The organism is Mycolicibacterium lacusdiani, assembly GCF_021916785.1.
Taxonomy (GTDB): Bacteria; Actinomycetota; Actinomycetes; order Mycobacteriales; family Mycobacteriaceae; genus Mycobacterium; species Mycobacterium lacusdiani.
This window is the reverse complement of sequence record NZ_JAKCFC010000004.1, coordinates 583785-596067: the sequence shown is the minus strand read 5'-3', so window position 1 is coordinate 596067 and position 12283 is coordinate 583785. Positions and strand designations below refer to the sequence as shown.

The following is a 12283-nucleotide window of genomic DNA, read 5'->3' as shown; positions in this document are numbered from 1 at the left end:
TGGATCAGGCCTACGCCGCGGACGGGTCCGCCGACCGCGAGCAGTGGTACCTCGACAACTGGGGTGCGGTCTCCGCGGAGATCGGCGCCGAGCAGAACATCACCCAGGGCGCGGCGTCGCATCAGCTGTTGATCGCCACCGCACTGCGCGATCGGCTGCCTCACGTGGCGGCGTTGTTCGCCGAGGGTTTGGTGTCCTACCGCGTGGTGTCGGCGATCACGACACGCACCGCCCTGGTGCGCGACCCGGCCGCGCAGCGAGCCGTGGACAAGGCGTTCGCCGAGGTGTTGACCGCGTGGGCGCCGCTGTCGGAGGAGAAGCTGAACACCGCCATCGACGCGATCGTCGCCGAACACGACCCGCACGGTGTGTATCGCACGAAGCTCAGCGGCAAGGGCCGCAGCATTCAGTTCGACTACGACGGTTCGGGCATGGCCACGATGTTCGGCACTCTGTTCGCGACCCACGGCAAGGCCGTCGAGAAGCGGTTGAATGTCCTGGCTCGGACGGTGTGCCCGGGCGATCCGCGGACGGTCGAGCAGCGCCGCGCCGACTCGATCCACTCCGTTCTTCACGGCTTGGACTACCTGCCGTGCCTGTGCGGCAGCGACGACTGCCCCGGACCCACCACAGCCCCGAAGGGCGATGCGGTGGTCTACGTGGTGGTCAACGAGGACACCCTCGACGACGCGTCCGATGCCGCCAAGGAGCAGGACGCCGCACTCGACGGCGACCCGGATCCGTTATTCGACAAGCCCCTGGCCGAGATCACGACGTGGGATGAACTGAGCGGCAATACCAACGTCGCTCAGGGTGTGAAGTCCGAAGCCGAGACGTCAGACGGGCGAGACCAGGGCAGCGCAGCGGATGACGCACGCCCCTCGAACCCACCAGCCGCCGATGGCAATCGCGACTCCCCCGCCACCCGCCCCGGCGCGATCATCGGCGGCCCGTTCCTCCCCGGCGCCCTCGCCCGCCGCTTCGCACTCACCGCGAAGACCTGCAAGGTCGTCCACCCCGGCGACGGCCCACCGGAACCGCGCTACACACCCTCCAAGAGACTGGCCGAGTTCGTGCGCTGTCGAGACCTCACCTGCCGCTTCCCCGGCTGCTCGCAACCAGCCACCGAGACCGACATCGACCACACCATCGCGTGGCCCATCGGCCCCACCTGCGCATCGAACTTGAAATGCCTATGCCGCCACCACCACTTGTTGAAGACCTTCTGGGGCGGACCCGACGGATGGCGGGACCGACAACTCCCCGACGGCACCATCGTCTGGACCTCACCACACGGCCGGACCTACGTCACCGAGCCAGGCAGCAAGCTGCTCTTCCCCAGCCTCTGCGCGCCCACCGCACCAGTCACGATCACCGCTGACGAAGCCGAACGAGCACGCGCGCAACACAACCCAGCCCTCACCATGCCCCGCCGCCAACGCACCCGCACCCAAGACCGCGCCCAACGCGTCGCCGATGACCGCCGCCTCAACGAAGAGGAAGACCTCCGCCGCATACAGTTCGATCACCATGGCTGAACACGACTCTCAGGAGCCGGACGACTCGCTCCGCGACGACCACCGGCATCTGCTGCACCGCCGACGACTAACCGAAGACGAGGCCCGGCCCGAGGCGGTCGAGCGCAGACACGCGGCTGGCGGCCGGACGGCGCGGGAGAACCTCGACGACCTCGTCGACCCCGGCTCGTTCGTCGAGTACGGCCGGTTCGCGATAGCAGCCCAGCGGAATCGCCGCGAGGTCGACGACCTCATCGCGCGCACGCCCGCCGACGGGCTCATCGCCGGCACCGCGCGCATCAACGGCGACCGGTTCGGGAGCGAACGCAGCTCCTGCGCCGTGCTCTCCTACGACTACACGGTCCTGGCAGGCACCCAAGGCGTCCTCGGCCACCGCAAGAAGGACCGCCTATTCGAACTGATCGAGCGGCTTCGCCTCCCCACGGTCTTCTTCGCCGAAGGCGGCGGCGGACGGCCGGGGGACACCGACCACCCCGTCGTATCCTCGCTCGACGTCCGGGCATTCGCACTGTGGGCGAAGCTGTCGGGACTGGTGCCGCGGATCGCGATCGTCAAGGGCAGGTGCTTCGCGGGCAACGCCGTCATCGCCGGCTGCTCGGACCTGATCGTGGCCACTGAGGACGCCACCATCGGCATGGGCGGGCCCGCGATGATCGCGGGCGGCGGCCTCGGCGACGTCCACCCCGACGAGGTGGGACCCATCTCGACGCAGGCCCCCAACGGGGTCGTCGACGTCGTCGTCCCAAACGAGGCCGCAGCCGTGGCCGTCACCAAGACGCTGATCGGCTACTTCCAGGGCACCACCACGCCCGGACCGGCCGCCGACCAGACCGCGCTGCGCACCCTCGTACCGGAACGCGCCCGCCGCGCCTACGTCGTCAACCCGATCATCGAAACCCTCGCCGACACCGGCACGGTCACGTTCCTCCGCGAGCGCTTCGCCCCCGAGATGGTCACCGCGCTGGCCCGCATCGAGGGCCGACCGGTCGGCGTCATCGCCAACAACACCCGCGTCATGGCGGGCGCGATCACCGCGGGCGCCGCCGACAAGGCCGCGCGCTTCCTGCAACTGTGCGAGGCGTTCGGGTTGCCGGTGATCTCTCTGATCGACTGCCCGGGCTACATGGTCGGTCCCGCCGCCGAAGCCGCGGGCCTGGTCCGCCGCGGCTCACGCCTACTGGTCGCGGGTGCGTCGCTGACGGTGCCGTTGATCGCGGTCGTGCTGCGCCGCGGCTACGGTCTCGGCGCACAGGCGATGGCGGGTGGCAGCCTGCATGAACCCCTGCTGACCGTGGCGTGGCCGGGTGCCCACCTCGGGCCGATGGGTCTGGAAGGCGCCGTCCGGCTCGGCATGCGCAAGGAACTCGAGGCCATCGCCGACGACGCCGAACGCGAGCGCATCGTCGCCCAGGCCACGGCCGCAGCGCAGGACAACGCCAAGGCGATCAACGCCGCCATGCTGTTCGAGATCGACGACGTCATCGACCCCGCCGAGACCCGCGGCGTGATCGCGAGCACACTGGCCGCCGCCGCGGCCCATCCCCGGCCCGACCTGCCGCGGAGGTTCGTCGACACCTGGTGAGAGCCGTTGCGGCGGACATCACACGAATGAATCGATGACGAGTGGGCATGTAGACACTTGCCCTGAAACTGTCATCTCAAGGACTCGTGATGTCGCGCTATCTCTACGCCCTCGGACGCTTCGGCTACCGCCGCCGGTGGTTGGTGCTGGTCAGCTGGCTGGCGCTGCTCGGCATCGTCGCCGCCGCGGGCATCGGTCTGCGCGGCGAGCCCAGCGACGACTTCAGCATCCCCGGCACCGAGTCCCAACAGGCCGTCGAGCAGCTCAAGCAGAAGCTTCCCGCCTTCAGCGGCGCCCAGACCCAGATCACGTTCGCCGCACCCGCCGGCCGCACCCTCGCCGACCCCGCCCTGGCAGGGCCCATCGACAGCGCCATCGCCGGACTCGGCAGGCAGCCCGACGTCGCCGCCGCGGCAGGGCCGAGCCAGACCCGCCTCGTCTCCCCCGACGGCCGCGTCGCCCTCGGCACCGTCCAGTGGAAGGCCGCGCCCGGCGAGGTGAACGACCAGGCACTGAAGGGCCTGACCGACGCCATGGCACCCGCCCAGTCCGCGGGCGTCCAGGTCGAGTACTCCGGGAGCGTGTTCCCCGGCTACAAGGTCAGCGTCCCGCACCTGCCCGAGATCATCGGCATCGCCGTCGCGTTCCTGATCCTGCTCGTCACGTTCGGCGCGGTCGTCGCCGCCGGGCTGCCCATCCTGACCGCCAGTATCGGCGTTGGCATCGGCGCGCTGGGCATCTTCGCCGCTGCCGCATTCGTCGACATGCCATCGGCCGCACTGTCACTCGCACTGATGCTCGGCCTGTCCTGCGGCATCGACTACGCGCTGTTCATCCTCAACCGCTACCGAAACAACCTGCTGCTGCTCAAACCCCGCGAGGAGTCGATCGGCCTCGCCGTCGGCACTGCGGGCAGCGCCGTCGTCTTCGCCGCGCTCACCGTCATCATCGCGCTGTGCGGTCTAGCGGTCGTGGGGATCCCGTTCCTCACCTACATGGGCATCGCCGCAGCGGTCTCGGTCCTGGTCGCCCTGCTGATCGCCCTCACCCTGCTCCCCGCGCTGCTCAGCTTCGCGGGCAACCGGGTGTCGAAGTTCATCAAGGCGCCCCTGCAGCCGCAGCGCCCGAAGGAAGCCGCGCTCGTCGCCGCCTACACCCCGCGCCGCACCGCGGGCGCCGCGTGGGCGCGCTTCGTCGTGCGGTTCCGCGTCCCACTGCTCATCGCCGGCGTCTCGGCCCTGATCGTCACGGGTCTGCCGGCCCTCGGCATGCACCTCGGCCTGCCCAGCGGCGCCTCACAGCCCGAGAGCAACACCTCCCGCAAGGCCTACGACCTGACCGCCGACAGCCTCGGCGCAGGATTCAACGGCCCGCTGCTCGTCGTCGCCGACCTCTCCAACGCACCCAATCCCGCTGCCGTGCAGACGATCGCCAACAACCTCAAGCGTGAGGAGGGCGTCGTCGTCTCGGCACCGGCAATGGTGCAAAACGGCGCCGCCATCATCCAGGTGATCCCGTCGACCGGACCCAACGACACCGCCACGGCGGACCTGGTCAAGCGGATTCGCGCCGACCGCGACGCCATCGTGGCCGACACCGGCGCCACGATCCTGGTCGGCGGCACCACCGCGTCGAACATCGACACCTCCGACAAATTGGCCGCAGCCCTGCCGATCTTCCTGGTCGTGGTGGTCGGGCTGGCGTTCGTCCTGCTGACGATCGCGTTCCGCACGGCCGTCGTGCCGATCACGTCGATCGTCGGCTTCCTGCTGTCGGTCTTCGCCGCGATGGGCGTACAGGTCGCCGTCTTCCAATGGGGATGGGCCGCAGATCTTCTCGGCATCACGCCGGGCGAGACGATCAGCTTCCTGCCGATCATCGTGCTCGCCATCATCTTCGGCCTGTCGAGCGACTACCAGGTGTTCGTGGTGTCCCGCATCAAGGAGGAGTACAGCAGCGACACCAACGACGCCAAGCAGGCCGTGCGCGACGGCGTCGGGCTCACCGCCCGCGTCGTGACCGCGGCGGCGCTGATCATGTTCGGCGTCTTCATCGCGTTCCTCGCAGGCAGCGACCCGATCATCAAGTCGGTCGGTCTGACGCTGGCGGTCGGTGTGTTCCTCGACGCCTTCGTCGTGCGCCTGACGTTGATCCCGGCCGTGCTGGCCATGCTCGGCAGCAAGGCGTGGGTCCACTCCCGCTGGTTCGCCAAGTACGTGCCCGACGTCGACATCGAGGGCAACAAGCTGGAGCGGCGCGAGGAGCCCGCCCCGGTCGGTTGACCAGGATCTAGAACGGGCTGCTGTTCTGCTGCCACTTGGCCTCTTCGGGACGGGGTCCGAAGCGGCGGGCGTAGTCCTCGTGGATGTGGGCATCGCGCTTGCGCTTGATCACGTCGACCAGGTTGGGGTCCATGCCGTGCGTCGCGAGGCGGTGGCGCCGCCACACCTTGTTCAGCGCGACGGCCATGATCACGGCCCAGATGTAGATCGGTGCCGTCATCTCCAGGTGCACGTAGAACGAGGCGGGAATCAGCCACAGCGGACCGAGTACCAGCAGCGGCGGTATCGCCATGCGGATGACGTGCCTGCGTACGGCACCGTCGCCTGCGAGATCCTCGGCGACCCAACGGTTCATCGAGGTCGGCAGTCGACGGCCGTAGCAGTACGTCAGGTACTGCCAGAGGTTGGGCTTGTCGGCGGACGCCTTGTCGGCGGTCATGTTCACTCCTGAGGGTCGGGTGGTGGTCAGCGGTTCAGCGCACCCGCCGCGAGCGCGGCTGAGTTGACGCGGGTGAGCGCACGGCGCAGCTCGTGCAGTTCGGACAGATCGACGCCGAGTCGCTCCACCACGGCGGGCGGAATCTCCAGGGCCCGCTCGCGCAACTCCACGCCGGCTTCGGTCAGCTCCACGCGCGTGGTCCGCTCGTCGGACGCGCTACGGGTCCGGGTGATGAAACCCAGCGCTTCGAGGCGCTTGAGCATCGGTGACAGCGTGGCCGAATCCAGCTGCAACGCCGTCGCGATCTGCTTGACCGACATCGGATCAGCGCCGTCCGACGATGCCTTGCGGTGGTCCCACAGCGCGAGCATCACCAGATACTGCGGGTGGGTCAGCCCGAGCGGTTCGAGCAGTGGGCGGTAAATCGACAGCACTGCGCGGTTGGTGACCGCGAGCGCGAAGCACACCTGCTGCTCGAGCGCGAGAGCGTCGGCTTCGACCGTCGTAGTGGTGGACACGCCTTCGATCGTACGCTAATGGTTAGGGCCCTAACCATGTCTGAACGGTCACACCGCCGCGGCGACGTACCGGGCCACGTCGGCCGCCAGTGGCGACGCTTCCAGCCGAAAGGACTTCAGCGGTCCGATCAGCGGCTCGTCGTAACCGGCGAACCACAGTCCCGGTGCGGCGCTTGGTAATCCGTTGGACACCGGCCCGCCATCGGCGTCGAGCACGCCGAGGTGGCCGACCATCGGCTCGAGCCCGCGACGGTAGCCGGTGGCCGCGATCACCACGTCCGGCGCGACCGACGTGCCCTCGGCCAACAGCACCCGGTTCGCGTCGAACGACTCCACGGCCCCGACGACCCGGACACGACCGTCCTTGATCCGCGGCACCAGCTGATCGCCGATGGTCGGGATCCGGCCGTCGGAGAGCAGCGCGGTGTAGATGCCGTCCGTGGGTGTCGGCAGACCGCGGTCACTCAGATCGCCGAACCACGCCCGCTGCATCACGGCCGCCGCACGGTCGAGCACCGGAACCGGCAGCCGACTGAACGCGGGGCTGAACGCATCGACCGGGATCCCTGCCGCGGCCCGGGGGACGAAGTGCGGCGTCGCCCGCACGGCCATCGTGACGCTTGCTGCGACGCCGTCGCAGAGCTGCAGCGCGATGTCGGCGGCCGAGTTGCCCGATCCGACCACGAGGACGTCGAGGCCCGAAAAGCGTTTCGCATTCCGGTAATCGGCGGAGTGAATGACGTCACCGGTGAAGCCCTCCATGCCCGGCCAGGCGGGCAGGTCGGGTGTGTGATAGTTGCCAGTGGCGACGATAACCGCTGCGGCAGTGCGGGTTTCGCCACCGGTGGTCAGCTCCCAGAGACCGTCGCTGCGATCCACCCGGCTCACCGTGACGCCGAACTCGGGTTGCAGTCCCTGCCGGCGGGCGTAGTCGTCGAAGTAGGCGACCATGTCGTCGCGCGTCGGCCAGCGGCCGCGGGACAGCGGGATGCGTTGCCCGGGAAGATGCGACCAGAACCCGCAGGTGTTCAACCGGAACCCGTCGTAGCGGGCCCGCCACGTCGACGCCGGCGCAGAGGCCCGGTCCAGGATCGAGGCCTCGACGTCCTGCTCGTGCAGCAGTTGGCGAGCGATCGCGAGCCCGCACGGGCCGGCGCCGATGACGACGACCGGTGCGTGACCTCGTCGGGACACTACGGCAGGTGCCTGGTGGTCAGCAGACCCTTGGTGAGGTCGCGCTGCAGCTGTTCGAGCAGCGATCGACGGCGCAGCGGCGGGCTGTCGGTGTGCGCCTGCTGCGCGACGCCGTGAATGACGTCGTTGAGCGCCTCGACCGACGACCACTTCGGCTCCCAGCCCAATTCGTCTCGGGCACGGGTGGTGTCGAGCAACGGCACGCTGAAGGCCAGGTCGAGCCAGCCGCGGTCGATGGGCTGCAGACGGGCGCGCCAGCTGACGTCGACCAGCGCCCCCAGCACCCCGGACGGCACGTGCAGTGACTTGGCGCCCAGCACCTCGGCGACGTGCTCACGCGTCAGGGGCGGCTCCCCCGCCAGGTTGAACGGGCCGGCCGCACGACGCTCGATGGCGCTGACGAAGGCGTCCGCGACGTCGTCGGCGTGGATCAGTGGGATGCACAGCCGCCGGTCGAGTGGCAGCAGCGGCAGCAGGGGCACCGCCATCATCGGCACGTAGCCGGGCAACGCGTACCGCATCAGTCCGCTCGCCGCGGCGCGCTGCACGATGAACCCGGGCCGCATCCTGGTGATCGGCACACCGGCGTCGAGGTGCTTGCGCTCATAGTCGTCGAGGATCGACTCGGCGGCCGACTTGTGCCTGCTGTAGGGCGACGTGGAGATGCCCGTCGTGGGCCACGACTCGTCCACCCGCTGACCGTAGCGACCCTTCGCGTACGCGCCGACCGACGACATGTGCAGCAGGTGGCCGACGGACGCGGCATGTGCGGCCTCCAGCACCGCGGAGGTTCCGCCAACGCCGACGCGGGACAGGTAGTCGACGTTGCGAGTGGGCTGGAAGCCCCATGCGAGGTGGACGACAGCGTCCGCGCCGTCGAAGATCGTCCGCAATTGCGCTGTCGCACTTGGCTCCGCGAGATCCAGCTCGTGCCAGCGGACCTTCGCGTATACGCCGGTCTGCTCGGGCGGGCGCCGCACCACGCCGACGAGTTCGTGATCGGTTCCCCGACTCGATGAGTCGGCGCAGCAACGCCGTCCCGACGTTGCCGGATGCCCCGGTGATGACGATGCGCATGTTCACACTTCCCACTAGAAGACCTCGAGCGACGAGTTGCCTGCCCGCGACGCTTCAAACCCCTGGCCTGGTTTTGGCGCGATGGCCAGGGGTAGTTCCGAGCCATGCCCAATCTTCGCAACGAGCCGCACGAACGCGGTGTCGACACCCACAGCCTGATCCCGCCGGTCACCCACGACCATCCCGTCACCGCCCAGGGTCGCCGCCTGGTGGACGTCGACCGACTCGACGAACGGCGGGTGATCGAGGTGGACACCCAAGACCACGGCGTGCTCGCGGTCGGGATGACGCCCGACGGCACGCCGTTCGCGACGAGCAACCTGTGCCGCCACCAGTTCGCAAAGCTCGGCCGCGGCCGCGTGACCGACGACGGTTGCCTCCAATGCCCCTGGCACCGAGCCGATTACGACGTGACGAGCGGAGCGATGAAGAACGGGCCCAAGGGGCGCATCTTCGGGTTCAAGCCCTACTCCTCGATGATCAAGCTCTTCGGCAACGTGGCGAAGCTGCGCACCTTCGACGTCGAGGTGCGCAACGGCGCCATCTGGCTCGTCTAGACGGCGAATCCGCTAGACGGCAGCGGCGGTCCGGCGCCCCACGTGGGCGTCCCGGACTCCGTTGAGGAAGAGCCCGACCTCGACGGCACAGCGCCGCGCGTGCGACGAGTCGACGAGATCGAACGCGTGTCCGGCGCGGGGCACCTCGGAGTAGGCGACCGGGTTGCGTGAAACCGCTTGCAGCGCGGCGTGGAACTGGCGTGCCTCGTCGACCGGGATGATCGCGTCGTGCTCGCCGTGGATGAGGAAGAACGGTGGCGCGTCCGCGTGGATGCGTGCCATCGGCGAAGCGGCCCGGAAGATCTCGGGATGGCGGGACTGCCGCCGTCCGACGACGACGCGTTCGAGGAAGCTCTGGAAGCTCCTGCGCGTCGAGGTGGAGCGGTCCTCCCAGTCGTAGCGACCGTAGATTCCGACGACCGCGTCGACCGTCGTGTCGGCATCGGCGGACAGTTCGCCGCGGAACGCCGGGTCACCGGGCGTGAGGCCCGCGAGTGCAGCGAGGTGGCCACCGGCCGAGCAACCGGCGATGGCGACGAAGTCCGAGTCACCGCCGTATTCGTGCGCGTGTGCCCTGGCCCATGCGATCGCGGCGTTTACGTCGCCGATGTGGCGCGGCCAGCGGTTCACCGGCGAGACGCGGTAGTCCATGGTCAGACACACCCAGCCCTGCTTCACCAGGTGCGACAGCAGCGTGTGCCCCTGCAGAACGCGCGTGCCCTGCACCCAGGCGCCGCCGGGGACGAACAGCAGCACGGGCGCGTTGGGCGGCAGGTTTGGCTTGCGCCAGACGTCGAGGAGTTGCGACGGGTGGTCGCCGTACTGGATCGAGCTGCGGTAGAGGCAGCGCTTGCGCTGCGCACGGGCCCGCACGAAGGGCGGCATGCGATTGCCACCGGCCTTGACCGCGAGTTCCGCGGCAGCGTCGGGCGTCATGGTTTCGGCAGCCCCTGCGACCACCGCGCTGACACCGCTATGCCTGCCGTACGCCGCCCGGATGGCGGCGGGCGCATAGTGCCCGCCATACATCGCCATCGCCGTGAGACCTGCGAAGGGCTCCAGGTGTTTGCCCACCACTGGAAGCGACGAATACATCCGCGTGGACGCAAGAACCAGGTCCGTCGGACGCAGTTCGATCAGCCGGCGTGCGGCGTCGAGCACCATGATCAGCTCGCGATGGGCAGGGCGTCGTCGGTGCGACCGTCACAGGAATTGCAGGTCGGACCGTCGAATGCGAACGTGCCACAGGTCGGGCAGATGAAGTCGATCATCGGGTTACCTCTCGAAGAGCCAATCCGCCGACCTTCTGCAGCGTCGTGCAGAGATACCCAGGCGTTTGCCGGACGAAACCCGCGACGGTCGCCGGCTCACCGCCGCCGGGTCGCCCGGCGCCCCGCCTTCACCAGCAGCGCGCCTGCGAGCACCCACGGCCTGTGGGTGAGTTCGCTCTTGATCCCGGTCTCGGTGATCGGGTTGTCCGGCCGCAGCGTGGCGAACGACGCCAGGTGGCTCTCGATGGCGTCAACCCGATCGGCGCCGATCAGCAGTAGCCAATGCGCGGCGCGGCCCTCGCTGAAGCGGCGGTAGGCGTACTTGCGGATCACGCCGGACAGCCCGCGCGGCGGGCTCGACGTGCCGAACACCGGCGTCAGGAACGCGTGCTCGATGGAGCGCTCCCGTGGCCACTTCTCCACCTGCCGCTCGGGGAAGTCCCAGTGCGCACCCGTCGGCGAGGTGTCGAATTTCGGGAACGCCGGACGGTCCTTCGGGTCGAGGTCGGCGCCCCACCCGGGGATGCGGGCCCGCAACTCGTCGCTGTCCGGGATAGGGGGATGGTCTTTCGTGTACACCATGACGCGCTCCTGTCAGCTGGCGTTGGGGAGGATGATCGGCTTGATGCAGTCGTCGAGCTTGGCCGAGAAGATGTGGTACCCCTCGGCGACGTGCTCCAACGGGATTCGGTGCGTCACGATGTCATTGGGCTTGAGGTAGCCGTTCTGGATGTGGGAGAACAGCCGCGGCCACTGCCGTTTCACGGGGCACTGGTTCATCCGCAGGGTCAGCCCCTTGTTCATCGCGTCACCGAACTTGACCGCGCTGAACATCGGTCCGTAGGCGCCCATCACCGAGACCGTGCCGCCCTTGCGCACCGAGTCGATGGCCCAGTTCAGGGCGATCGGTGAACCGCCCTGCAGCTTGAACTTCGCCGCGGTGACGTGCTGGAGGAAGTTGCCGTCGGCCTCGGCGCCCACGCAGTCGATGACCGAGTCAGCACCGAGATGCCCTGTCGCCTTCTTCATTTCGACGACGATGTCGTCGTACTCGGCGAAGTTGCGGGTCTCGGCGTGGGCGAACGTCCGCGCCTTCTCCAACCGGTTCTCCAGATAGTCGATCACGATGACCCGGCCTGCGCCCATGAGCCAGGCCGACTTGGCGGCGTACAGGCCCACGGGACCGGCGCCGAACACCGCGACGGTGTCACCCTCGACGATGTCGGCGAGTTGCGCGCCGAAGTAGCCGGTGGCGAGTGCGTCGGTGCACAGCAGGGCGTCCTCGTCGTCCATCCACTCCGGGATGATCGCGGGGCCCACGTCGGCGAACGGCACCCGGACGAACTCGGCCTGTCCGCCGTCGTAACCGCCACAGGTGTGCGAGTAGCCGTAGATCCCGCCGACGGCGGTGGCGTTGGGATTCACGTTGTGGCAGTTGGAGTACAGCCCCCGCGCGCAGAAGTAGCAGGATCCGCAGTAGACGTTGAAGGGCACCATGACCCGGTCACCGGGTTTCAGGTTCTCCACCGACGACCCGACTTCCTCGACGACGCCGATGAACTCGTGGCCGAACGTCATGCCGACCCGGGTGTCGGGCATCATCCCGTGGTAGAGGTGCAGGTCCGATCCGCAGATCGCCGCCATCGTCACGCGCACGATCGCATCTCCTGGATGCTCGATCGGAGGCATGTCCTTCTCTTCGACACGAATCTTGTACGGGCCCCGGTAGACCATTGCGCGCATCAGCTCACTCCTCGGTTTGGTGGCTCCCGACTGCTACCCGAGCGCGGCCCGGTGAAACGGTTTTGCGCCAGCGACGTTGGGT

11 protein-coding genes are annotated in these 12283 nt (G+C 68.7%); 4 read left to right on the top strand and 7 right to left on the bottom strand.

The genetic code is table 11. The features are described 5' to 3' along the window. The 3 genes from LOK44_RS16530 to LOK44_RS16520 form a co-directional block, all read left to right on the top strand. The coding region (locus LOK44_RS16530; protein WP_237571168.1) for an HNH endonuclease signature motif containing protein at positions 1-1538 on the top strand (1538 nt) is incomplete at its 5' end. Then, positions 1531-3120, top strand: a complete 1590-nt coding sequence (locus tag LOK44_RS16525; RefSeq protein ID WP_237571167.1) for an acyl-CoA carboxylase subunit beta — start codon at positions 1531-1533, stop codon at positions 3118-3120. The genes LOK44_RS16530 and LOK44_RS16525, both read left to right, overlap by 8 nt. 89 nt (positions 3121-3209) lie before the next feature. Beyond that, the gene (locus LOK44_RS16520; protein ID WP_237571166.1) at positions 3210-5402 is read left to right on the top strand and encodes an MMPL family transporter; all 2193 of its coding nucleotides are present in this window, start codon (positions 3210-3212) and stop codon (positions 5400-5402) included. Between the two features lie 7 nt (positions 5403-5409). On the opposite strand, the gene LOK44_RS16515 is transcribed toward LOK44_RS16520, so the two are convergent. The 4 genes from LOK44_RS16515 to LOK44_RS29990 are packed head-to-tail and all read right to left on the bottom strand — an operon-like array spanning position 5410 to position 8536. Beyond that, positions 5410-5841, bottom strand: coding sequence for a DUF5313 domain-containing protein (locus tag LOK44_RS16515; RefSeq protein ID WP_237571165.1), 432 nt, complete (start codon positions 5839-5841; stop codon positions 5410-5412). A gap of 26 nt (positions 5842-5867) precedes the next feature. After that, positions 5868-6359: a MarR family winged helix-turn-helix transcriptional regulator gene (locus LOK44_RS16510; protein ID WP_237571164.1), complete on the bottom strand. Its 492-nt coding sequence runs from the start codon at positions 6357-6359 to the stop codon at positions 5868-5870. A gap of 48 nt (positions 6360-6407) precedes the next feature. Beyond that, complete coding sequence (locus tag LOK44_RS16505; RefSeq protein WP_237571163.1) at positions 6408-7553, bottom strand: flavin-containing monooxygenase; 1146 nt, start codon at positions 7551-7553, stop codon at positions 6408-6410. Beyond that, positions 7553-8536 carry an NAD-dependent epimerase/dehydratase family protein gene (locus LOK44_RS29990; RefSeq protein ID WP_237571162.1) on the bottom strand — a complete coding sequence of 328 codons (984 nt, stop codon included), beginning with the start codon at positions 8534-8536 and terminating at the stop codon, positions 7553-7555. The genes LOK44_RS16505 and LOK44_RS29990 overlap by 1 nt, the downstream gene beginning before the upstream one ends. A gap of 198 nt (positions 8537-8734) precedes the next feature. Between LOK44_RS29990 and LOK44_RS16495 the strand changes: the two genes are divergently transcribed. Then, positions 8735-9187 (top strand): Rieske (2Fe-2S) protein, encoded by a 453-nt coding sequence (locus tag LOK44_RS16495; protein WP_237571161.1) that lies wholly within the window; start codon positions 8735-8737, stop codon positions 9185-9187. Between the two features lie 12 nt (positions 9188-9199). Here LOK44_RS16495 and LOK44_RS16490 read toward each other — a convergent pair whose 3' ends face one another. The 3 genes from LOK44_RS16490 to LOK44_RS16480 form a co-directional block, all read right to left on the bottom strand. Then, on the bottom strand, positions 9200-10351 hold the full coding sequence (locus tag LOK44_RS16490) for an alpha/beta hydrolase (protein WP_237571160.1): 1152 nt from the start codon (positions 10349-10351) through the stop codon (positions 9200-9202). Positions 10352-10554: 203 nt separating this feature from the next. After that, positions 10555-11040 carry a hypothetical protein gene (locus LOK44_RS16485; protein WP_237571158.1) on the bottom strand — a complete coding sequence of 162 codons (486 nt, stop codon included), beginning with the start codon at positions 11038-11040 and terminating at the stop codon, positions 10555-10557. A 12-nt stretch (positions 11041-11052) separates the two neighbouring features. Continuing rightward, positions 11053-12201, bottom strand: a complete 1149-nt coding sequence (locus LOK44_RS16480; RefSeq protein WP_237571157.1) for a zinc-dependent alcohol dehydrogenase — start codon at positions 12199-12201, stop codon at positions 11053-11055. Positions 12202-12283 lie beyond the last annotated feature (82 nt).

Excerpts from the sequence above, each read along its gene's own strand:
- LOK44_RS16515 (WP_237571165.1), bottom strand. The coding sequence starts at position 5,841 with ATGACCGCCGACAAGGCGTCCGCCGACAAGCCCAACCTCTGGCAGTAC.
- LOK44_RS16525 (WP_237571167.1), top strand. The coding sequence starts at position 1,531 with ATGGCTGAACACGACTCTCAGGAGCCGGACGACTCGCTCCGCGACGAC.
- LOK44_RS16480 (WP_237571157.1), bottom strand. The coding sequence starts at position 12,201 with ATGCGCGCAATGGTCTACCGGGGCCCGTACAAGATTCGTGTCGAAGAG.
- LOK44_RS16495 (WP_237571161.1), top strand. The coding sequence starts at position 8,735 with ATGCCCAATCTTCGCAACGAGCCGCACGAACGCGGTGTCGACACCCAC.
- LOK44_RS16485 (WP_237571158.1), bottom strand. The coding sequence starts at position 11,040 with ATGGTGTACACGAAAGACCATCCCCCTATCCCGGACAGCGACGAGTTG.
- LOK44_RS16520 (WP_237571166.1), top strand. The coding sequence starts at position 3,210 with ATGTCGCGCTATCTCTACGCCCTCGGACGCTTCGGCTACCGCCGCCGG.
- LOK44_RS16490 (WP_237571160.1), bottom strand. The coding sequence starts at position 10,351 with ATGGTGCTCGACGCCGCACGCCGGCTGATCGAACTGCGTCCGACGGAC.